Annotated in this window: 21 protein-coding genes; 10 read left to right on the forward strand and 11 right to left on the reverse strand. The window is 61.3% G+C overall.

Features of this window, described 5'->3' with window-relative positions:
• Nucleotides 1–305: 305 nt before the first annotated feature.
• From JQ641_RS12105 to JQ641_RS12130, 6 genes are all read right to left on the reverse strand, one after another.
• Complete coding sequence (locus JQ641_RS12105; RefSeq protein WP_211996210.1) at nt 306–980, reverse strand: recombinase family protein; 675 nt, start codon at nt 978–980, stop codon at nt 306–308.
• 441 nt (nt 981–1421) lie between these two features.
• The gene (locus tag JQ641_RS12110; RefSeq protein ID WP_211996211.1) at nt 1422–3086 is read right to left on the reverse strand and encodes a hypothetical protein; all 1665 of its coding nucleotides are present in this window, start codon (nt 3084–3086) and stop codon (nt 1422–1424) included.
• Nucleotides 3079–3450: a hypothetical protein gene (locus JQ641_RS12115; protein WP_211996212.1), complete on the reverse strand. Its 372-nt coding sequence runs from the start codon at nt 3448–3450 to the stop codon at nt 3079–3081. Before JQ641_RS12115 ends, JQ641_RS12110 begins: the two co-directional genes overlap by 8 nt.
• Nucleotides 3451–4155: 705 nt before the next feature.
• Complete coding sequence (locus JQ641_RS12120) at nt 4156–6930, reverse strand: DNA-primase RepB domain-containing protein (protein ID WP_211996213.1); 2775 nt, start codon at nt 6928–6930, stop codon at nt 4156–4158.
• On the reverse strand, nt 6927–7304 hold the full coding sequence (locus JQ641_RS12125; protein WP_211996214.1) for a hypothetical protein: 378 nt from the start codon (nt 7302–7304) through the stop codon (nt 6927–6929). The genes JQ641_RS12120 and JQ641_RS12125 overlap by 4 nt, the downstream gene beginning before the upstream one ends.
• Before the next feature lie 768 nt (nt 7305–8072).
• Nucleotides 8073–9341, reverse strand: a complete 1269-nt coding sequence (locus JQ641_RS12130; RefSeq protein ID WP_211996215.1) for a tyrosine-type recombinase/integrase — start codon at nt 9339–9341, stop codon at nt 8073–8075.
• A 333-nt stretch (nt 9342–9674) separates the two neighbouring features.
• Here JQ641_RS12130 and JQ641_RS12135 point away from each other — a divergent pair, with 333 nt between their 5' ends.
• Nucleotides 9675–10235 (forward strand): PAS domain-containing protein, encoded by a 561-nt coding sequence (locus JQ641_RS12135; protein ID WP_211996216.1) that lies wholly within the window; start codon nt 9675–9677, stop codon nt 10233–10235.
• On the opposite strand, the gene JQ641_RS12140 is transcribed toward JQ641_RS12135, so the two are convergent.
• Nucleotides 10222–10995, reverse strand: coding sequence for an enoyl-CoA hydratase-related protein (locus JQ641_RS12140; RefSeq protein WP_211996217.1), 774 nt, complete (start codon nt 10993–10995; stop codon nt 10222–10224). The two genes, JQ641_RS12135 and JQ641_RS12140, sit on opposite strands and share 14 nt — an antisense overlap.
• 147 nt (nt 10996–11142) lie before the next feature.
• Here JQ641_RS12140 and JQ641_RS12145 point away from each other — a divergent pair, with 147 nt between their 5' ends.
• From JQ641_RS12145 to JQ641_RS12160, 4 genes are all read left to right on the forward strand, one after another.
• Nucleotides 11143–11529, forward strand: coding sequence for a hypothetical protein (locus JQ641_RS12145; RefSeq protein ID WP_211996218.1), 387 nt, complete (start codon nt 11143–11145; stop codon nt 11527–11529).
• A 120-nt stretch (nt 11530–11649) separates the two neighbouring features.
• On the forward strand, nt 11650–12813 hold the full coding sequence (locus tag JQ641_RS12150) for an MFS transporter (RefSeq protein ID WP_211996219.1): 1164 nt from the start codon (nt 11650–11652) through the stop codon (nt 12811–12813).
• Nucleotides 12814–12909: 96 nt separating this feature from the next.
• Nucleotides 12910–13524 carry a PilZ domain-containing protein gene (locus JQ641_RS12155; RefSeq protein ID WP_211996220.1) on the forward strand — a complete coding sequence of 205 codons (615 nt, stop codon included), beginning with the start codon at nt 12910–12912 and terminating at the stop codon, nt 13522–13524.
• A 331-nt stretch (nt 13525–13855) separates the two neighbouring features.
• On the forward strand, nt 13856–14485 hold the full coding sequence (locus JQ641_RS12160) for a transglutaminase-like cysteine peptidase (RefSeq protein ID WP_211996221.1): 630 nt from the start codon (nt 13856–13858) through the stop codon (nt 14483–14485).
• Between the two features lie 146 nt (nt 14486–14631).
• On the opposite strand, the gene JQ641_RS12165 is transcribed toward JQ641_RS12160, so the two are convergent.
• Nucleotides 14632–14973 (reverse strand): hypothetical protein, encoded by a 342-nt coding sequence (locus JQ641_RS12165; protein ID WP_192734025.1) that lies wholly within the window; start codon nt 14971–14973, stop codon nt 14632–14634.
• A 168-nt stretch (nt 14974–15141) separates the two neighbouring features.
• Between JQ641_RS12165 and JQ641_RS12170 the strand changes: the two genes are divergently transcribed.
• The 3 genes from JQ641_RS12170 to JQ641_RS12180 all read left to right on the forward strand — a co-directional run bounded on the left by JQ641_RS12170 (nt 15142) and on the right by JQ641_RS12180 (nt 18197).
• Nucleotides 15142–16038 carry an alpha/beta hydrolase gene (locus JQ641_RS12170; RefSeq protein ID WP_211996222.1) on the forward strand — a complete coding sequence of 299 codons (897 nt, stop codon included), beginning with the start codon at nt 15142–15144 and terminating at the stop codon, nt 16036–16038.
• 158 nt (nt 16039–16196) lie between these two features.
• A complete protein-coding gene (locus tag JQ641_RS12175) occupies nt 16197–16715 on the forward strand; it encodes a hypothetical protein (protein ID WP_211996223.1) in 519 nt (172 codons plus the stop codon).
• A 669-nt stretch (nt 16716–17384) separates the two neighbouring features.
• Complete coding sequence (locus JQ641_RS12180; RefSeq protein ID WP_249150395.1) at nt 17385–18197, forward strand: dienelactone hydrolase family protein; 813 nt, start codon at nt 17385–17387, stop codon at nt 18195–18197.
• A gap of 398 nt (nt 18198–18595) precedes the next feature.
• Here the strand turns inward: JQ641_RS12180 and JQ641_RS37885 are convergent, their stop codons facing one another.
• Nucleotides 18596–19084: a hypothetical protein gene (locus JQ641_RS37885; RefSeq protein WP_249150375.1), complete on the reverse strand. Its 489-nt coding sequence runs from the start codon at nt 19082–19084 to the stop codon at nt 18596–18598.
• Nucleotides 19085–19198: 114 nt separating this feature from the next.
• Between JQ641_RS37885 and JQ641_RS12190 the strand changes: the two genes are divergently transcribed.
• Complete coding sequence (locus JQ641_RS12190) at nt 19199–19435, forward strand: hypothetical protein (RefSeq protein ID WP_211996225.1); 237 nt, start codon at nt 19199–19201, stop codon at nt 19433–19435.
• On the forward strand, nt 19432–19599 hold the full coding sequence (locus JQ641_RS12195) for a ribosome modulation factor (RefSeq protein WP_211996226.1): 168 nt from the start codon (nt 19432–19434) through the stop codon (nt 19597–19599). The genes JQ641_RS12190 and JQ641_RS12195 overlap by 4 nt, the downstream gene beginning before the upstream one ends.
• Before the next feature lie 8 nt (nt 19600–19607).
• On the opposite strand, the gene JQ641_RS12200 is transcribed toward JQ641_RS12195, so the two are convergent.
• Nucleotides 19608–20138: a gamma carbonic anhydrase family protein gene (locus tag JQ641_RS12200; RefSeq protein ID WP_211996227.1), complete on the reverse strand. Its 531-nt coding sequence runs from the start codon at nt 20136–20138 to the stop codon at nt 19608–19610.
• Nucleotides 20139–20227: 89 nt separating this feature from the next.
• Nucleotides 20228–20557: a DUF6949 family protein gene (locus JQ641_RS12205; protein WP_211996228.1), complete on the reverse strand. Its 330-nt coding sequence runs from the start codon at nt 20555–20557 to the stop codon at nt 20228–20230.
• Nucleotides 20558–20688 lie beyond the last annotated feature (131 nt).

A 20688-nucleotide genomic window follows, 5' to 3' on the forward strand; every position in this document is an offset into this window, starting at 1 on the left:
ATTTCCGAGGGTATTGCCTTTGCAAGGAGGGACCTCCAACGGTCGCTTCATGATGATCGTGCGTTCGTCGCCATAAAGGCATCGCGGCATCGCGTCCGGCTTTGAACCCAAGTCGAGAGTAGGTTTCAGCGGTGACCGAGGACGGGACGATAAGCACCGGGATGTTTCGTTCGCGCGCTCGGGGGGCGGTCGCTCGTGCTTCGGGCGCTTTGCGAATCTCCAGGTTGCCAAAGTGCCCCGTCGCCAGCGATCGCCTACACGGAGCCCACCAATTGTTGTCGTCAGCGAGGTTCGGAGCGCCCGAACTAAACTGCGTCGCAACAGGCTGAGTGCCCTTCTCCAATTCGCTTTTGAACGCGGATTACAGTAGCAGCATGCCATTTCCCGCCGGTTGGGGTCGGTATCTTGCGCTCATTTAGCACCGCGGCCGTGGCCCGCGCGGACCGGCCCGCGAGTTCAGTCAGGATCGGTCGCAACTGCTCGGCGCGCTCCATCGCCTCGTTGCGGTTCGCAATGCCCCTTGCGTTGAGCCCACCCAGTTTAACGCCCTGGGCCTTTTTAGCAGCGAGCGCGTCCCGAGTGCGTCGGGAGATCATAGCCCGTTCTTTTTCTGCCAACGCGGCGTACAAATGCAACATGAACGGGTCGGCGTCAGCGCCAAGCTCTGCGACGATGAACGGCGTCTTCTGCGACATCAACCCGCTAATGAAATGGACGTCTCGGCTCAGTCGATCGAGTTTGGCAACAATGATCGGGGATTTAAGCTTCCGGGCCACCTTCACCGCCGCCGCGAGTTGCGGTCGTCGATCGAGGGCATCCGCACCTTTACCGGTTTCAACCTCCTTGAAGATCTGGATTAGGTCGTAGCCCTCGGCTTCAGCAAATCTCGCCAGCGTCGCTTGCTGGGCCTCGAGTCCAAGGCCTGACTTCCCCTGGCGCTGCGTCGATACGCGGATATATGCAATTGCGGTCTTGGTCATGAGACTATAATCCTAAAAAAATACAACACGGCAACCGGCGTTGGCGTGTTACAATCTACTTAACATACTGTAAATGAACGATTTTTTGTGAAAGATTTAGTGGGCGCGGGGGGCGCTGGGACGCCTTTGAGGTTCGGTGGTAAATTTCAGCGGTAGCCCCAAAAATTGCACCTGCAGCCCGCTGGCGCCCCGACAAGGGGGTCCTCGTGAGCGGCGGCCACCGGGGCGTCCCCAATTGGACGGGGCCGGGAGGCCGGTTCCTGGCGCACCTGGCGCGAAGAATCCGAAGGTTGCCCTGAAAGGGCGCCAGGCTCAAGCGGGGGCCAAACGGGCTGCCGTAGCCGCCTAGGAGCCTTACTTGTTCATCCGCGCGCTTGCATAATATTAGAGTCGTTAGGTTTTAAAAACGCCGTTGCCGCGACCCGCCGTTCTGGCTGCCGGCTACACCCACTCAAAACTCGAGTCGTAGGCCAGCTCGTCCACGGGCCAGAAGCACATGACAACTGCGTCAGCGAGGTTCGGCGAGCGCGTGCCCTCGGGGTGCTTATCGATGATCAACTTCATCCGGGTATTCTTGCTCATGGTCGGCTGGCTCAATTCTTTTTCGAGCGTGCGGAGCAGGCGAAGCGTGGAAGGCAGGCTGATCAGTTCGTCGCGGTCGTATTTCACGCCGTCCCGGACAGCACGGTGCGTGCGCTCGAAGCGCAGACGCAGTTGCCACCACGCTTGCGCTTTCAAATTTCCATAGAAGTCCTTGTTAAGTGGAGACTGGTCGTCGTCCGCGATCACACGGTCGTCGGGGTTGAGCACCGCAGCTCCAGCGTTCCAAGAAACGAGGTTGACGAACTTTGGCATCAAGTCGTCGTCGTTCAGGCGATTGCCCTCAGCCTTCACGCCAGCACCTACACCAACAGAGTCGTATTGAAGGCGGACACGTCGACGCTTTCGACCATAAAAAGCAACTCCGTCGAGCGCACGGCGGGTTGTAATGCCTGTATCTCGCTCACCCCACTGCTCAACGGATCGCAGGACAGTCGCCTCGCGGATCGCAAGTGCGTTTCTGTCTCCGCCACCGTCGGCCACGTCCAGTCCGGCGTAGCACGGGTCATTTTCCGCTTCCTGCCAGCCTAGCTTCACGTGCGCGTCTATCGCGGACCGTACCCACTCGGCAGGGATCACCACGCCCTCGACCGATGCGGAATAGTTTCGATCTACTTCCTGCGCGAACACGTGCAACAGACCAGTGTCGACGGCCAAGTTGCGGCGCTCGTCGTACCACGACTGGGTCTTGTCGGGGTGGTCGGACCAATCCATGATGAAGACATTGGTCTTGCCGCGCAGTGGTGGCTTGCCAGGCTCCCACTCTACGCCGCCTTCGCGTTTGCGATGGAAGACGTTACCGAGGCCATTGACGCTGGAGATATCGATCTGCACGCGCGTGGTGTCGCCGAGAGCAGCTTCGATTGCCTCAGGGTGTTCGTAGTGCGCCGATTCGTCTTTGAAGTAGATGCGGGTCCTGCCGCCGCGTCCGATGTCGTCTCCGGATTCGCCGGTTATGCTCGCGCCGCCCTCGGCGCAGGTGATTTTCATGTAAGACATCGTCTTATCGACGTCGAAGCCAACGGGCCAGAAAGCCGGGGGCATCATTCGCAAGAGCCAACGTATCTTCTCGAAGATGCTACTCATGTCTCCGATCTGATCGACGCTCGCCGCCTTGCGCGAGCCCCAGCCAACCGTCGCATCCTTCTGAAACAAGAACAGCCAGACGCTAAACGCAACACACAGCCAAGTAGCTCCCATGTCGCGGGACTTCTCGATGAGGCCGTGGGTCTCACCCTTGAGGCACTCGTGCAAGAACTCCACGAACTCGCCTTGACGCGTAAACAGTATGAATGGAATCTTGGTCGGCTTGTCTGTGCCTGCATTGCGCGGGTCGAAAGTGTAGCACCAATCTTCTATGAACTCGACGGGGTGCGTCCTGTAGTAGTTCACTCCCGCCACGACCATCTCGGCGGACTCGAACATGATGTTGTACTTACGTTCACGCTCCAGCATTACATGCTGATAGTCCGGAGGCCACTGCACTGCTGGTGTACGCTCAAGCATTCTTGTCTTCGTCGTGGCCTATCGTGATTGGGAGAGCGCGCTGCGGCGCAGGCATGTACGAGCCCTTGATGCGCTGCTCGAATGTGCTGACCATGTCGGCCAGCGGCATTTTTAGACTGAGATTCAGGTTCACCGCGCTCGGACCTGTTGCGTGTATCTTCGCTTGCACCGGAATCAACTTGCCGAGCAAAGTTGCGAAGACCTCCTGCTTGTTGTCCGCGAGATACACCATGTAGCCTTCAAGGTCATCGGTCTTCGAATGCTTGCTGAGTGCTGCAGCGTTGATTATTGCTTCCTTCACGTCGCGGGTGAATTTGTTTGGTGTGCCCTTGGCACGACCCACACGGCGCTCGCCTTTACGCATCGGGCGCAAGTTCTGAGGCATTCCGCGTGGCATGACCGATCTACTTTTTTCCTAGTTTAGGTTATTGTGCGCTACACATTTGATAGCACATTGCCGCCGGTTTGCCCAGTGACCCAAGACAGCGGCGGGTGGTATGCCGCGTGAAGCAGGCCTCCACATAGACCCGCCCCGCGCAGGCCCGTCAGCCCGGTTGCGGGCGCCACCGGTGCAGGGAATTGCTACGGCTGCCCCGTTGGGGCCCCTCGGCCAGGGAGACGCGCCGCTTCGCACGTTAGAGGGGCCGCGCGGCGCCGCTCCGGGGTGAGGCTAGCTCAGGGAGCGAGGTGCCCCACCAAACCGGGGCAATGCACCAACCAAATAAAACGGGTGGGGGCGCAATTCGCCAGTGGGCGCCATAGCTTGTGGAAAACCGCCCCATTTGCCCCGGCTTAACAAGACAGGGCCGAGCTGCAACACATGAAAGTGTCGACACTAGCGAGCCCCAGTTAGTCGTTGTTTGAGCTCTTCCCATTATTCAAACCGGGGCAACTGGGGCACTTTCGGTCCAAGCAGATGTTCGAGTAGGGAGAAATACCGAACGCAAACTGGGGCGCTGGTGGGGCAGTGCCCCACCAAGGTGGGGCGCACATCGCGTCTCCGGAAGTTAAAGTTTGGCTAACCCCTGCCCCTTGGGCAACGTGCGCCGCCGAAACGATCACCGCGCGCCTACAAGACTTCCTCATGGCGTCTAGCATCGGTGGCTGTTTCGATTTCGAGAACCTTGATCATCTTCAAGTGAAGCACCCGTAGTCTCTGGCCGCCGATGCTTTTCTTTGTCGTATGTCGTCCCTCGTCACCCGGCTCCAACAGCCCGGCCTCGCGGAGACGCCTCCACAGCGCCCCCTGGGTGAGAGCCAACGGCTGCCCTTGCTTTTGTGCGAACTGCTGTATCTCTGCGTAGGTAGCACTCGGATCGAGGAAAAGGTCATCCGCATCTATCCAGCCGATTGAATGGCCGCCCGGATGCAACACCAATCTGTCATTGTACTCCTTCTCGGTCCACCCGAGCATGCGCGCGTCCTTGGGCGGGTGATCCGAACGCGCGTTGCGGATGTGCGCTCGACCCGACGATAGCAGGCCCTGAAGCAAAGTCATGACTCTCTCGGCGGGCTGCTCGTCTCTTTGGTGTCGGTCCTGCTCCTGCCCGACCGTCAGCAGCGCCTCCCACGCCTCGCGCCTCATCTTTTCAATGTCAATGTCGGCACCAATGCTCACCGCGTGTGCAAGGAGGGTCTCCACGCCGAGCATAAGCAGTGCGGCGTTCTCTGGCGTGCGGGTGTGGCCGCCGCTGACCTTTTTCGTCGCCTCAGCGCGCAGCTCGCTCAATCGCCGCTTGAATGAGCCCTTGTCCTGTGTGGCGACAAATCTGACATAGCTCGCCATCGCTACCTTCAACACGCTCTCGCCCGCCGCGCGCTGCATTTCGGTGAGCACTTGAAGATCGACATCACTTGCCGATATTTCGCAGATCATGTTTCGCGCGCGGAGGGAATGCCCACTTGGTGTATCCTCGCCCGAGCCCGCCAGCAGGCCGCGCGGATGCATTTCAGTGCGAAGACTGCCGTCGGCATTCATGCGGCCGCGCCCAGCGTGATTGCCTTGGGCGCGAATTATTCGTTCCGCCGTTTGATGATACCGCTGGACATCCGACACTGCACCCTTGGGGCAGAAGTCGTCGATCACGAGAAGCGCGTCCTTGGCGCGGAATGCGAGCGCCTCAAGCGAATTGGCAGTCGACGACCAGTTCGCGGGAGACTTCTTCCCGTCCTGCTCCCAGTACCAGTGACCCTGAGCGATTGCCTGCATCGCGGACTTGCGCGTGCCCGTGCCGCCCGTAAAGAACAGGGTCACAGTGATCGGCACGAACTCGCCCAGAGGCGCGAGATATGTGGCCCCCAGCAGCGGCCACGTGATCCGCCCCGGCGCCATATCGAGCATCCGAAGCGAGGTGCCAATTGCACTGAGCGGGTCCGCGACGGGCGCCGTGGGCAGCGTGAACCGCGACAGCTCACCGTTCAGTTCGACTCTGATGCCTTCGACTGGCCCGGAGGTTCCGATCGCGCCGTCCGCGTGCAGGTAGAGCCACCGGCCTTCGATCTTGCGCCACCCGAGGTGCGCGTATGCGGTGTCCCTCATTCGGCTGTCGTAATCCATCGACTTAATGGCATTCGCAAGATGCGAGCGGATCTGCGGCCCCGGTGTGATGCACGCATCGGAGCCCAACTCGCGCGTGACCCAGTTCAGTGAATCGAACTGGTCCGCCGGTATTCTGGCGATGCTCTGTCTCCCAGCAACCGTATACTTGATTGTGAACTGTCGCTTGACCTGCTCCGAACCATCGTCAATCTTCAGATCTTCGATGATGGCAGCGGTGAAGTTGCTGAGCCGCACCGCATCCTTGCCAAGTTTCTTCCAGAAGATACTGCCATCTTTCTCGAAGTACTCCTCGAACTCGTATATCTTCTTTCGGGCTCGTTCAATCTGGCGCGCCAGATACTCGTGCGCTCCGCTATCGGTCTTACCATGGTCTTGGCAGTGTTGGTTGATAGCTTTGCCGGTGTAGCACGGATCGAGGAAATTCTTGATGATCGCCGTATCGTCAAGCCCGGCGAGGATAGCCCCGCGAAGGGCTGCGAAAAGCAAACGACTGCGATCCGACCCATATGCAGCGGCGTCCGTGCAGTCAAGAAGCGTACGGAAGTCCTCCGGAGCCTTCGAGTTGCTGCCTCTCTTGCCCCTTGCGCCGTTTCGCGTTGGCGAAGAAAATAGCGAGCCCAACTCTTCAAGTGTGTAGCTCCGCTCCGGTTGGGCATCGACTATCGACGTTCTCTCGACCATTGTTCGGCCGCGCTTTTGCTTGGCCTTGCTCGGATAATTCGGCGTGCCCGCGACTCGGTAAGGCTGCGTGACGGTCCCGGTATCGCTGTCGGACTCTAGCGACGCGCGCATAGCCTCGCCGATGGGCTTGGCATCAACGGCGGAAACCGCCTCTTTAAGAAAAAACCAGTTGTGCCCGTTGCCGGGAGAGGTCTCGACGACGAGCGAAGCGAGACCGCCAAGATCGCGGTTCGCCGCTTTGCCCTTGTCGGCGTCACTGTCGTCGACAAGCGCAAAGACGAACGCGGTGTGCTCTATCCTACCTCGCGCGCCCCGTGGCGTAGGCTCACCGATCGTTCGGCCCTCTATATAGACGTTGTGGCCAGCGCTTGCATCCGCGATCGCCTGCTGGACCATGCCGTCGACGTCGCCAATTTGAAAACGAGTCGGGACCAATTTGTTGTCCAGCGGATGCAAACGCGTGAGTTGCAAGAATCCAGGACGCGCCACGTCCCTTAGCGCGCGTGCCGCCTGCTCGTGAATCAACGATACGAATTTGTGAACGGTCGCTTCATCAACCTCGAGCAGCGGCGGTAGGATAGCGGTGTTGCGAGCATCCATCATTCGCCGCTCCCCCGTTCTAGGGCAGCTATTAGGCGCTCGACAATATCGCACCAGCCGATCACCGGCAGCCCGACTATATCGCAAAGAAAATGATCAAGTTGGAAGTCTCGGCGCAAGAGCTGGTAAACAGCGACCCCGCGAAACCGTGACGGCGATATCAGCTGCCGATGCGAGATGGAGAACGACGGATGGCTATTGATTCTCACCACCCAACAGCGGGCGCTGTTGAATGTCGGGTTGCGACGTAGCTCGATTACATCGATACCCCTGCCGCCTTGGCGTGGTAAACGCACTAGTGCGGCATTGGCGAGTGCAACGAATTCGGGACTGGCCGGGCGAGCCACCGCCTTGGCCTGTTTGCTTTTGGGGGCCATGGCTCACTCGCCCCCCGTATAATTGCTCGTACAGGCGTATGTTCGTGACCTAAGCCACTCCAGGACGTCGCCGACTCTGTATCGAATCAGCTTTCCCGTAAGGCGCTCAAACATTGGCCCGTATCCGCGCGTTCTTCCGATCTCCAAAAATTGCACGCTGACATCGAGCCAAGCCGCGACCTCTCTGGTCGTCAGCCTCTCTTCTGGATGGAAATCGACGTCGATTAAACGGTGAGCGCGGCGATCAATGAGCAACCTGCCCAGCGGTGCGCTGGTCTTCCTGCCCGTAACTTCTGGTCTGATCATGCACGTGGTCCTACCTTGCGAGCGTAAGCCCGCTATCGACGCGCTCTCCCAACGCGTCTCTGGTAGAACCCCTTCACTTTGGCGCGGCTATCAGGCGCTGTGGTGCGCCACCGTGCTAAAGCCCGTCTCGGCAGTGTAGGCCGATTGACGTCCCGCAAGAGGTTGGATCCTCTGGCAGCGGCGATCAAAGGGTGTGCTCATGGGATGCACCAGCTTGTGGGAGTCTCGCCGAACTCATCCGCAAGGTAGTCTTATGTGACCCTGATTATACAACAATGTAACCCTTCGGGGCAACTGTGCGTAACCCCATGACCTAACGTTGCTTTATGCGTTGACCCGCAGTCACCGGTGACTTGGCGGCACCGCGCAAGCCCGCCGATCGGCGACCGTTGCGCGCGACGCTGGCCAATAACTCGTACGAACTGCGTCTAAGTACCCCCGACAGCTACCTAAGCCTCTAGCTTAGCGCAGCTTTGCAACGTTGCCTCTTACGACCGGCTGAACGTTGCATAGCCCTAGCATCTTGTCGCACACTTGCTGCGCGGGCTCGCGAAGATCCTCAATGTCGGGAGCCAGATAGTGCTCTGCAGTAACATCTGCCGGAAGCGCGTGATTGCACAACACTTTCAGCCACACGATGTTTACCCGAGCGGACGCTCCGACTTTGAGAAAACCCCGACGTAACGAGTGGGCGCTGACGGCGACACCCGTCGACTCGTTCAGCTTCGAAAACGGCCGCTGCGTATCGCGGATCGGCTTTCCCGCGCGGCGGCCAGGAAAGACGTAGTCGGACGTGTCGCCGAGCGCACGGCGCGAAACCATCAGATCGTAGATGAAATCACTCATCGGTATCTCGACGGACTTTTTCGTCTTCGTGTTGGGCGCGGGAAGCGTCATGATGCGCTGGAGAAGATCAATGTCGGTCCACTTCAGTCGCGATGCTTCGGTCTTTCGAAAACCCGTGAACATGAGCAGCAACAGTAAGTCGCGCAGAGTCCTGCTTTCAAGCCCGCAAACCGCCCGGTAGAACGCAGGCAGTTTTTCGGCGGGAACCCGGCTGGTCCGTCGCTGAACGGGAAACCATGCATCCTCATCTTGCATTCGACCTACGGGACATGCCGTCAGAGCAATGCGCTTAGCGGCCCAACGCCACAGAACGCGCAGCGTCACCATCGCGGCGTTGGCCGTCGTTCTGCCGTCATACCGACCGCCCTTCGCAGCGATTGCGGCCGCTATCTTCCGATGCTGCTCCTCGACCATATCGGGGGTAATCGACGACAGTGGTCTGTCCATCCAGTCTGCAAGGTGGCGATCTATCTGACCGTAGGCGCGCTTGCTCCCTGCACTCAGTTTCTTATTGGCAACGAAATACTTCTCTTTCACTTCGCGAAGCGTGTACATCGTCGCCTGGGGGTCGGGCTCGGCCTTGGCCTTGGGATCGATGCCCCGCCGAATCTGGTCCAGCGCCTCCTCGGCACGCTCGCGCGCTACCTCCACTGTTAGAAGCGAGGCCTCTGCCGGTCCAATGTTGACGCGGCGGGTCTGCTTCCTTGCGCCCTTAACCTTGTTGGGCAGGTCACGCTGCGCGATGTAGTCCTTCGCGGTGGTCTTGCCTGATACCTGAACACCGAAGCCCTTCGTGACCGTGTCGAAATAGACCACCTGCAGTCCGCTGGGATGCGGCGCGCGTAACTTGTCAACGAAGGTTTGGGTTAACTTCGTAGTTGGCATGCCCGGTTCCCCAGACTGGGGCGTCCCAATAAGGCAATCCTTGCCTTTGGGCCGCCAAACGTTGTTTTAGCGGCAAGACTTTAACACCGTTCGTGGACAACAAAAACTAGTAAAATCAACTACATACCCTATGTGGCTTTAGCGCTAAAAGCCTGTACGGCCCGCCTTGGTAAATTTAACGTTAACAACGCAAAGCCGCCGCCAAAGCCGCCAAACCGCGTCCACGGCATGGACGCTGCACAGCCTGTCCTGCACAACACAGAAGGGACAGCACGTGAGCAAAATCGGGACAGATATGTGCCGCCCTGCCACGGGCGGGGGCGAGGCCAACGTATGAAACATCCATCGAGCCGTCAGTTTTTTGCCTATTGGGACGCAAAACGCGGCCACGCGCGGGCACCTGACCGCAGCGAGATCGAGCCATCAGCCGTACGCGAGCTGCTCGGCGACATCTTCGTGCTGGGTTACGAAACCGAAGCCGGCTTCCCCTTCCGCGTCGCCGGAACCCGGGTCTGCGCCCTGCTCGGCCGCGACGCAAAAGACAGCAGCTTCTCGGCGCTGTTCGGCGAAGAGAGCCGCCGCGAGGTCCAGGACATCGTGACTTACGTCGCCGAAGAAATGCTGGCCGCCGTCGCCGGCATCACCGCGACGTCGGAAGACGGCCGGACCGCGCATCTGGAATTGCTGCTGCTGCCGTTCAACAACCGCGCGCACGCGCCGATCAGCGTCACCGGCCTGCTGGCGCCGTTCGAGGACGATCTCGGCACGCTGAAGGATTTCAAGCTGACGTCGTGGCGCTATCTGCACCGGCCGGAGAAACTCGTTCCCCGCGCCTTGCGCAAGCTCGCCATCGCGCGCGGCTTCATGGTGTACGAAGGAATTACCGGCCGCTGAACCGCGCGGCGCGTTTTTCCAGAAACGCGTTGCGTCCTTCCAGCGCATCCGCACTCTTTCGTATCTCGGCCTGCGTCTCGATTTCGCGCCGGAACTGATCGGCATAGCTTGAGTGTTCGCTCTCCTCGATCAGGCGGCGCGTCGCAACCAGCGCCCGCGTCGGACCGCTTGCAAGCTTGCGCGCCAGCGCCAGCGCGCCGCCCTGAAGCGCGGCATCATCGAACACTTCCCGGACCAGCCCCCATTCCCGGGCCGTCTCGGCCGATAGCGGCTCGTTCATCAACATCAGTTCGAGGGCACGCTGCCGGCCGACGAGGCGCGGCAACAGCCAGGTCGAACCGAGATCAGGCACCAGCGCGATCCGGCTGAAGACCTGAATGAAGCTCGCCGAGCGCGCCGCGACAATCACGTCTCCCGCCATCGCGAGGCTGAAGCCGCCGCCGGCCGCAACACCATTGACCGCCACCACGACCGGCACGTTGCATTCGCGCAGCGCCTTGAAGGCCGGCCAGTAGAACCTCATCACCCCATCGACAATGTCGTCGCCGAGGGCGGCGGCGGCCTTGAGATTTTGGCCGGAGCAGAAGCCGCGCCCGGCGCCGGTCAGGACCAGCGCCCGTACCCCGGGATCCTCGGTCATCTCAGGGATCGCTAGCGCAAGATCGCCGAGCAGATCAGGCGTCATCGCATTCAGCGTCGCAGGCTCGTCCAATGTCAGCACGCCGACGGTATCGTCGCGGTCCCGCTTCACTCCCGGCATCGCATCCCTCCCAGAAATTTGGCCGGCCCTGCCGGGCCCGACATTAAGCATGATGGTACCGAAACAACGCACTGACAAACAATCGCTTTCAGCGGTCTTGACCGAAAACCGCCTTTACCGGGATACTGACCGGATTGGACGCGAGCGATGTTTGAGATCATTATTTCCTGCGTCATTTTGCTGGCGGTTTGTTATTGGGCGGTCCTGTGGCTGATGGGACGGCGCGAGGACGTTTTGCACGGCGAGTTCGTCGAAGCCGGTGCGCAGGCCGAAGAGCCCGTTCGATCGGTATTTCCCAAGTGGCCTGCCCGTAAAGTTCAAACGGCTCGGCAGAATTTCGCCGAAAAACCCGTCTTCCCCGCAAAACCCGTCATCACCGCGAAGCCAGACATCACCGAGAAGCGCGTTCAAGCCGCCATCGCGGAGCCGGCCGTTCAAACTGTCTTGCCGGAGCAACCCGCCTTCCGGCAGGAACGGCTGGAGTCGCTGCTGAGCTCGATCAAGCGGGATCTCAATCAGCTGGTCCAGAAGTAGCTGCACCGCATCGGTCGGCGTGCCCAGCCTGAAATCCGTGCGCGCATTGACATAGGCCGCGCGCGGCCCGAGCTTGCGCGACAACTTTTGAAGGTGAGGCGTTTTTCCGGGAGTGCGGCATTGTGCAATCGCTGGGGCATTCTTGCGATCCTGTTCGTGGTTCGCCTCACGATGGCCTTCCAGTTTCAGAGCGTGGCCGCGGTCGCGCCGCTGCTCGGCAGCAGTTTCGGCGTCAGCCTTGCTGATATCGGACTGCTGATCGGCCTTTATCTCACGCCGGGCGTGGCGATTGCGCTGCCGGGCGGCGCAATCGGGCAAAGGTTCGGCGACAAGACGACCGTGCTCGCCGCGCTCGCGCTGATGCTGATCGGCGGTCTTGCGATGGCGCTGTCGGATTCCTGGAACGTGCAGATGGCGGGGCGGCTGATCGCGGGCGCCGGCGGCGTGCTGCTCAACGTCCAGATGACGAAGATGGTCGCCGACTGGTTCGCCGGTCGCGAGATCGCAACCGCGATGGCGATCTTTGTCAATTCATGGCCGGCCGGCATTGCGATTTCGTTGTTGACCTTGCCCGCGATCGGCACCGCCTGGGGTGTCAGCGCGGTCTATTTTGCGGTCGCAGCCTTGATCGGATTGGGGATCGTTCTTCTTGCCGCGGGCTATCGATCGCCGCCGAATGCGGCCGCGGTCTCCGGCACTCCCGCACGCCTCGACCACAAGGCAACGATCGCGGTGATCGTCGCGGGCCTGCTCTGGGGCATCTACAATATCGGCTTTGCGATGATCTTCAGCTTCGGACCGTTGTTGCTGGTCGAACGCGGCCGGTCGATCGCGTCAGCCGGATCGACCATCAGCATCGTGCTGTGGCTGGCGGCGCTCGCGGGCCCGGCAGGCGGATTTCTGGCGGATCGAACCAAGCGCCCGCAGACCATTCTTGTCGGCGGCTGCATCGTGTTCGCGCTGCTGATGCTGATGCTGCCACGCTCCGGCGCCGTGCTGCTGACGGTCGTCGCGCTCGGCATCATCTGCGCGCTGCCGGCGGGTCCGATCATGAGCCTGCCCGCGCAGGTATTGCAGCCTTCCACCCGCGCGATCGGCATGGGCCTGTTCTACACCATCCATTACGCCACGATGATGCTGGGGCCGTTTGTCGGCGGCAGCCTCGCCAAATGGACGGGGACCGCCGCAACCGCATTCGACTTCGGCGCGGTAATGGTTTTGCTGTGCCCGCTGCTGCTGTGGACGTTCAACCGGATCGCGACGGCACGGACACATACAGCTTGATGCACACACTTGATGCAACCGGCGATAACACATCATTAACCCTGTCGGCCTTAGGGTCTTCCTGACGCCGAAGGACCGGACGTCGGGTGGCGAAGAATGTCGTTTGCGCAAAAAAAATCCGCTGTACCGGTCGCCCAGGAGCGACGGCGCTTCCAGCGCGTGAAAGTCCACCTGCTCGGCCGCTACATGCTGCCGGACCGGCGCGAGTTTCCCTGCCAGATCATCAATATGTCGCCGGGCGGATTGGCCCTGCTGGCGCCCGGCATCGGCAATGTCGGCGACCGGGTGATCGCCTATCTCGACCATATCGGCCGGGTTGAGGGCAAGATCACCCGCATCATCGATAATGGTTTTGCCATGACCGTGGGGGCGACCGCGCGCAAGCGCGACAAGCTTGCCGCCCAGCTCACCTGGCTCGCCAACCGCGATATCCTCAATCTGCCGGAAGACCGCCGCCACGACCGTATCGTGCCGCGCAACCCGATCGCGCTGCTCACGCTCGAGGACGGCAGCAAGATGACCTGCCGGATCATCGACCTCTCGGCGTCGGGTGCGGCGATTGCCGCGGAAAACCGCCCGCCGCTGAAATCGCTCGTCATGCTGGGCAAGGTCCAGTCCCGGGTGGTGCGAAATCTCGAAGAAGGCTTCGCGCTCGAGTTCGTCCACGAACAAAGCGCCGAAACGCTCGAAGACGCGGTTAGCGCGCGGTAAAGCGCCAGCCGCTCAAAACCCCCGATTTATCGACCTCAAGAGGCGGTATCCGCGTTGCCGGATACCGTCTTTGTGCGTTCTGGCGCCTGCCAGAGCAGGTTAACGCCAGCAGCTTTTGCAATCACAAATGCAGCTGCGGCAGCGCCTGGCGCGTTAACGCGTAAAATTTGAATCAATTGCAGTTGTTTCAAATTTTAGTCGAATTCGATTCAAGTATAGATCGAATTCGCGTCTGTTTTTACTTGTATTCACGTCAAATGTACTTGGCTGACTTAGCGGCGGCGCAAATCCTTTGTGCGAAACATGGTCCCAACAAGAAACGGGGGCCACAATGTTGTTCAGGGGACAGGGGAAGGGATTGGCGGTTGCCGCCATCCTGCTGGGGATGAGCGTCTCTACGAGTTTCCAGGCGAAAGCCGGCGACGCGCTCTATGCCAGCCTCGGCGACACCACGCGTTCGCCGATCGGCTGGGTTGAATTCTGCGCCGAGAATCCCGGCGACTGCCGCGGCGGCGCATCACAGCCGCGGGACATCGTGCTGTCGCAGACGGCATGGCGAGATTTGCTGAGAGTCAACAAGTGGGTCAACGAGACCATCAAGCCGATCACCGACATAGATCATTGGGGTGTGATCGAAAAATGGTCGTTGCCGACAGACGGCTACGGCGACTGCGAGGACTACGTGCTGTTGAAGCGCAAGATGCTGATCGACGCCGGCTGGCCGCGCGAGGCGCTGCTGATCACGGTGGTGCGCGACAAGAAGGGCGAAGGCCACGCGGTGCTCACGGTCAAAACCGACAAGGGCGAATTCGTGCTCGATAACCAGAACGAAAGCGTCCTCGCCTGGACGGAGACCGGCTACCGCTTCGTCAAGCGTCAGTCGCAGAGCGACCCTAATCTGTGGGTGTCGCTCGGTGACAACCGCCCCGCGGTCGCCACCGCCAGTTCTCGCGATCGCTAACGACAAAGGAATTTACGAACCCGCGACCCGGTCACATCCCCACCCCTCCCCGTCCCAGACCGGTTCGCGCGCGGCCAGCCATCCCCCAATGGCTGGCCGCAACCTTTTTGGGGAGCCCGCATTTGATTTCAGGAAGTAGCTAGCGCTCAATCGGCATGCAGCAGCCGGTAGATCGATTTGAAGCGAAAGCTTCGCTTGCCAGCCAATGCAGTGGCGTCGAACTCAGCACCCTCCCCGGAATAGGTTCCGGAAAATCCGATGCTGATTTCCTTTCCTGCCCAGGGAAACGTACCGTCAATCGGCGTATGCTCCCGGCTGGTCATTTCACCTTTCCACCTTCCGTCAGAACAGGTGTAGCTTCCGACCGTATAATAGAATCCACCGCCACCGCGCATCGTGCCGTCGCGCAGCACCATCACGTGTCGGTTGTAGGCTTCCACGCCGTCCTGAAACCTTGTGGTCGCCAGATAGATTCCATTCCTGATCATGATGGATGCCGGCCATCGGGCAACGTCGGACCCATGAGAGGTGCCGGCAAGATTGCGCGTCGTCGAGCGGCTTTACAAGTGAGCTACGGTCGCCCTCGCCCAAGCCATGCCGCAACTTTTTGTGCCGCGCCAGATATGAGATGATGGCGCCCTTCGGAGGAACCGACCGTGCCCCACAACGAGATCGACGCTATCCGCGCCTTGCTGGGTTCGAAACCGCGACCGGTCGGATGGTCGGAGCGGCGCCAGCGGCTCGACGAAGTCGGATCGACCTGGCCGGTGGCTGCCGATGTGAAATGTGACGCCGTCGACTGCGACGGCGTGCCCGGCGAGTGGTCGCTTGTATCAGGCAGCGACCCGTCGCGCGTGCTGCTGTATTTTCACGGCGGCGGTTATTGCTCCGGTTCGATCGTGAGCCATCGCCGGATGGTGACGGAGGCCGGCCGCGCGGCGCAGTCGCGCTCGCTCGCGATCGATTACCGCCGCGCGCCCGAGCATCCCTACCCGGCCGCCCATGAGGACGCGCTGACGGCGTGGCGCTTCCTGCGCAAGCAAGGCGTGCCGGCGGCAAACATCGCCGTCGGTGGCGACAGCGCCGGCGGAAATCTTGCACTCGGGCTGATCGGCCGGTTGCGCGCGGCCGGCGAGCAGCTGCCGGGCTGCGCCTGGCTGGTCTCGCCCTGGACCGACCTCACAATGTCGGGCGCCACGCTCGACACCAAGGATGCGATCGACCCGCTGATCCACCGGGCTTATCTCGCCGAACTCGCGGACGCCTATGCGCCGTCGCCGCTCGATCGCCGGGATCCGCTGATCTCGCCGTTATTTGCGGATCTTGCAGGCTTTCCACCACTCCTGATCCAGGTCGGCTCGGCGGAAACGCTGCTGGCGGACGCCACACGGCTGGCCGCCGCAGCCGGATCGGCCAACGTCGAAGTGAGCCTCGAGATCTGGCCGCACATGATCCATGCGTGGCCGGTCTGGAATGCGAGATTGGAAGATGGCCGCCGCGCCTTGGCCAAGGCGGGGCAATTTGTCCGGGCGCATCTGCAAGGGCCGCCGTAGAGCGTGCGAGGCCGTCCGAGACCATTTTTCGGCGCAAAACCCCGGAAATATTGAAGTTTTACCCGGAATCCCGCCTCGATTCGGTTAATCTCGGGTTTCGGGGCCGCCAAGCCTGTGGTAAGCGATGGTATTGAAATTACGTCCGGATTTGGAATCTCATGATCGAGCCCGCCCCCGGGAATACCAGTGCGCTTGCGCGTATCGGCGGTCAGCCAATTGCAATCGGCGCTGTTGCCCTCGTCATCGTCGTACTGGGAATAGGCTCGATCACGCTATGGCGGGCCTATACCGGCAGCGCGCCTGAAACCGACCGCGTCGTCGCGGTCAGGCAATTGCAGGCACGCACCGCGCAGGCGTCCGAACAATTGGTCGAGAAAACCAAGGGCCTCGAAGCCACCCAGCAGGAATCGATCGACCAGCTCCAGGTGGTGCAGGATCAATTGCTGACGGTGCGCCGCCTGCTCGCCGCGCAGCAGGCCGATACCAGAAAGCTCTCCGAACAGGTCGGCACCCTGACGGAATCGATCGACGGCTTGCGGCAATCGTTCGCGAGCGCGCAGGCGGCCGAACCGGCCGCCCCGCCCTCTACCCGCAAACGGCCGGTCAGGAAATCCAGCGCGGCAAAGCCGCGCGCGAGCAAGAGCGCCAAACTCAAGCGCGGCAGGTCGAACGGCTGACGCTGGCCCCGGACGGGGTCGGGGCATCCCTCAAAGCCAGAGGAACGGATAGGCGCCATCGCGGTGCTCCCCGCACGATCAGTGCCCTTGGCTGGTTGTGACGTTCAGCCCGGGACGTCGTGCCCGGCTATAAGGCCACCGCGCGGCAGTTCTCCTTGCCACCAAAAACCCGCCTTCCCGCCAATTTTGTGTTCCGAGTGTGAACTGCTTCACATATGACCGCGGGAATCTCCGGCATGCTGCAGTTCACCGGATGGCGTGAGCCGATTTCAATATCCGGGGCTGGCAAGGTCGTTGACGGTATACTGCGTCGACGGCCTTGTTTTTTGGGCCCCCATTCATCCCTCGCCCCGGCGCTTCCGAAATCCACGATCAAATTGAACCTCGCAGGCAGGTGATTTGCCTTTGGCCGGTATTGTTTGCTGAATGCGCTTCGCTTGAGCCCGAGCGGTTCTGATACATGAGAGCCGCGCCCTACTCGTTTGTTTTTGATGCGTTTTCGGCGCAGATAAGTCTACGCAATCTGCGTAAACTTGATTGCTATGCAGAGGGATCCCCTTGCGCCGGAAGACGCCACGCAAGGAGGCCTCCCTAATGAGCACCGAAGCACTGCCGACCGCCGATGTCATCGGACTGACCAAAGTCGGGCCGTTTTCCCGCCGCAGCTTCATGACCGCGACGGCCGCCGTCACGGCCGGCTATACGCTCGCCGCCGGGCCGGTGCGGGCGGACGTCATCAAGACCGACACCAACGGCCTCAACGCCGGCGATGCCAGGATCAAGGTGGCCGACGGCGAGATGCCCGGCTATTTCGCCCGTCCCGAAGGCGCCGCCAATCCGCCGGTCGTGCTGGTGGCGATGGAGATTTTCGGGCTGCATGAATACATCAAGGACGTGACGCGGCGCCTCGCCAAGCTCGGCGTGCTCGCGGTGGCGCCGGATTATTATTTCCGCAAGGGCACCGATCTCACCAAGGTCACCGACATCCCGCAACTGCTGCCGATCGTGAATTCGAAACCGGACGCCGAATTGCTGTCCGACCTCGACAGCACGGTGGCGTGGGCGAAGTCGCAGGGCGGCGATACTTCCCGGCTCGGCATCATCGGGTTCTGCCGCGGCGGGCGGACGGTCTGGGAATACGCCGCCCATAGTCCCACGCTGAAGGCAGGCGCCGCGTTTTACGGCCCGCCGGTCGATCCGCCGAACCCGCTCTGGCCGAAGAGCCCGACGCAGCTCGCGCCCGAGATGAAGGCGCCGGTGCTGGGCCTCTATGGTGAAGCCGATAGCGGCATTCCCGTCGCCACCGTCGAAGCCCTGAAGGCCGCCCTGGCGGCGAACAAGAAGACCGCCGAGTTCAAGATTTATCCGGGTGCCCCGCATGGCTTCCACGCCGACTACCGCGCCAGCTATCGCAAGGAAGCGGCCGACGACGCGTGGGCGCAGATGCAGGCCTGGTTCAAGAAATACGGCGTGCTGGGCTAAGAATACCGGCGGGCAAACGACAGACGTGAACAACAGCGCGCATCAAAGGGCTGCGCGCTATTCCAACAGACGGCCTATCCGGCGCGATCCCTGTTGCGATGCGGCCTGGATGCCGTCCGCTCGATTTCCCAGAGTATCCAGACGACGGCCGCTCCCAGAGTAACGACGATACCCAGGAGCACGAACGTCAAAGCCGGGACTGAGAGCATGTTCAGCACCCCCAAAGTGATGCAAACGACCTACCAGCAAACCAAACGCGGCCTCGGTGATTAAACACCGGGGCCGCGGAAATCATCCCGATAACCCGCCGGACCGGGATTAGTTGCAACCTGAACCGGCTCAATCGCTCGGCCTGTGTTCGCACTTCTGCGCGACCGGGCAACGTGCAGCCGCTGTAGCTAGCAGCCGCGGCAGATGCTCTTCACCTTGCGATCGATGGTCCTGTTTTCCTGCTGGATAGCGGCATCGACATCTGCATGCGGTCGCTCCATCGACCCTGTGCCCGCAGCGCCGGTCGTGACCCCGGCCCCGGTGTTCACGGCCGGGCCCGACGATTGGGCGGTGCCGGCGCTGTTGGTGCCGGGCGCAGCGGGAAGCCTGGCCGCGTTGCCTGTGCCGCTCGGATCGTTGCCCGAATTGTTCAGACCTGCCGCGTTTGCCGGGCCGGGTGGCACGCCGTTGATGGAGGTCGAGCCGGCGCCCGCCGATCCCGCATTGGGCGTACCCACCGCGCTGCTGCTTCCTGTCGTCGAGCCGCTCGCGGCGCCGCCGGCACTTGTGCCGCCAGCACTTGCGCTGCCGCCGCCTGCGCTTTGCGCCAACGAAATGGCAGGCACGGTCAGGATGGTGAGCGCGATCATTGCTGCAAATGCGGTTGGTTTGGTCATCGAGAACTCCTTTCCAGGTTCAACGACGGCGAAACAGGCTTGTTCCGGCCGGAACGATTTCGGGCGCGGACCATTATGCAAACGTATCCGCCACGTTGCCGGAGCCGAGGACGCGTGCGCAAACTGATCGCTTTCGACGACGACACGTTCGACAAGCTGACTCAGCTTGGTCGCGACCGGATGGCGACGATTCAGGAACTGGCCGATGAAGCCTTTGCTGACGTCTTGAAGAAGCACGGCATCCCGATCGATCTCAGGGACGCACTTCGCAAGAGCGCAAAACTTTCCAGCGCCAAAACAGAGAAAATTGCAAACCAGAAGAAATCAAAAGCCCGGAAGGCAACATCATGACGACCGATCCCGATCCGTTCGAGCAGGGTCAGCGCGCCGCGCGCGAGAACATTCCGGCGGAAGCCAATCCATATCAGGACGGCAGCGAACAGCATGCGCTCTGGGCCGCCGGGCACGAGCAGGTAGCCGGCGCGGCTGAGGCAAACGAATCCGAAGATACCTGACGCTGCGTTCAGCCGATCTTCTTCAAACCTTTTTTGAAACGCGGCCCGTTGATGGCGTAGGACTTCGCCGCACGTCCCATCGCCGTCGCCTGCTCGGGCGAAAGCGTGCGGATCACGCGCGCGGGCGAGCCGATGATCAGGGAATGCTCGGGAAATTCCTTGCCCTCGGTGATAACGGATCCCGCGCCGACGACACTGCCGCGGCCGATCTTCGCGCCGTTCATCACGATCGAGCCCATCCCGACCAGCGCGCCGTCCTCGAGCGTGCAGCCGTGCAGGATGACGTTGTGGCCGACGGTGCAGTTTTTCCCGATCGTCAGCGGAAAGCCGGGATCGGTGTGGCAGGTCGAATTGTCCTGCACGTTGGAGCCTTCGCCGATCTCGATCCACTCATTGTCGCCGCGGAGCACGGCGCCGAACCACACGCTGGCCCCGTTCTTCAGACGCACCTTGCCAATGACGGTGGCGGTATCGGCGATGAAATAGTTTCCGTCCGCGGGAAGATCGGGCCCCTGCCCGTCAAGTTCGTAGATCGCCATGATGATCAGGTCTCCATTTGCGGAGACCTTGGCACAGCCGCCAGCGCATGATCAAGCAAGCGGCCGGATACGCCTCAGGCGAACAGGCTTTAAGCGAACAGGCCTGCGGCCCGCAGCGTCATCAGGAAGAACGTGCCGGACATCAGGCTCCAGAAGCCAGCGAGCACGGTCGCCATCATCACGAATTCGAAGCGGCGGCGCTCGATCCTGGCGCCGCGCAGCGTATTGCGCATGATGATGAAGGGGGCGGCAAAAACCAGGAACGGAACCGCCGCAAACGTCTTCGGCGCCACGCCATTGCCGAGCAGCCCGAAGCCGGCGGGCCGCGCCGCCATGGCCTGGTAGCCGCTGGTCAACGCGCCCGCGAGCGCAAAACCGATGCAAAGGGAAAACAGGGAATTCAACGCATCGGGCGACATGGAACACATCCGCTACAGAGCAAACCGCGCCCTGCTTTCGCAAAATCGGGGACCCGCCGCCACAGCATCCTTAAGGAAAGGTTAACAGCTGAAGGCCACAATCCCGTTCGCGCATGGCTCGCGCTTGCCCG

It is taken from the genome of Bradyrhizobium sp. JYMT SZCCT0180, from assembly GCF_018130165.1.
GTDB lineage: Bacteria > Pseudomonadota > Alphaproteobacteria > Rhizobiales > Xanthobacteraceae > Bradyrhizobium.

Coding starts and splice junctions, on each gene's coding strand:
- JQ641_RS12105 (WP_211996210.1), bottom strand. CDS start 980: ATGACCAAGACCGCAATTGCATATATCCGCGTATCGACGCAGCGCCAG.
- JQ641_RS12110 (WP_211996211.1), bottom strand. CDS start 3,086: ATGCTTGAGCGTACACCAGCAGTGCAGTGGCCTCCGGACTATCAGCAT.
- JQ641_RS12115 (WP_211996212.1), bottom strand. CDS start 3,450: ATGCGTAAAGGCGAGCGCCGTGTGGGTCGTGCCAAGGGCACACCAAAC.
- JQ641_RS12120 (WP_211996213.1), bottom strand. CDS start 6,930: ATGATGGATGCTCGCAACACCGCTATCCTACCGCCGCTGCTCGAGGTT.
- JQ641_RS12125 (WP_211996214.1), bottom strand. CDS start 7,304: ATGGCCCCCAAAAGCAAACAGGCCAAGGCGGTGGCTCGCCCGGCCAGT.
- JQ641_RS12130 (WP_211996215.1), bottom strand. CDS start 9,341: ATGCCAACTACGAAGTTAACCCAAACCTTCGTTGACAAGTTACGCGCG.
- JQ641_RS12135 (WP_211996216.1), top strand. CDS start 9,675: ATGAAACATCCATCGAGCCGTCAGTTTTTTGCCTATTGGGACGCAAAA.
- JQ641_RS12140 (WP_211996217.1), bottom strand. CDS start 10,995: ATGCCGGGAGTGAAGCGGGACCGCGACGATACCGTCGGCGTGCTGACA.
- JQ641_RS12145 (WP_211996218.1), top strand. CDS start 11,143: ATGTTTGAGATCATTATTTCCTGCGTCATTTTGCTGGCGGTTTGTTAT.
- JQ641_RS12155 (WP_211996220.1), top strand. CDS start 12,910: ATGTCGTTTGCGCAAAAAAAATCCGCTGTACCGGTCGCCCAGGAGCGA.
- JQ641_RS12160 (WP_211996221.1), top strand. CDS start 13,856: ATGTTGTTCAGGGGACAGGGGAAGGGATTGGCGGTTGCCGCCATCCTG.
- JQ641_RS12165 (WP_192734025.1), bottom strand. CDS start 14,973: ATGATCAGGAATGGAATCTATCTGGCGACCACAAGGTTTCAGGACGGC.
- JQ641_RS12175 (WP_211996223.1), top strand. CDS start 16,197: ATGATCGAGCCCGCCCCCGGGAATACCAGTGCGCTTGCGCGTATCGGC.
- JQ641_RS12180 (WP_249150395.1), top strand. CDS start 17,385: ATGACCGCGACGGCCGCCGTCACGGCCGGCTATACGCTCGCCGCCGGG.
- JQ641_RS37885 (WP_249150375.1), bottom strand. CDS start 19,084: ATGACCAAACCAACCGCATTTGCAGCAATGATCGCGCTCACCATCCTG.
- JQ641_RS12195 (WP_211996226.1), top strand. CDS start 19,432: ATGACGACCGATCCCGATCCGTTCGAGCAGGGTCAGCGCGCCGCGCGC.
- JQ641_RS12200 (WP_211996227.1), bottom strand. CDS start 20,138: ATGGCGATCTACGAACTTGACGGGCAGGGGCCCGATCTTCCCGCGGAC.
- JQ641_RS12205 (WP_211996228.1), bottom strand. CDS start 20,557: ATGTCGCCCGATGCGTTGAATTCCCTGTTTTCCCTTTGCATCGGTTTT.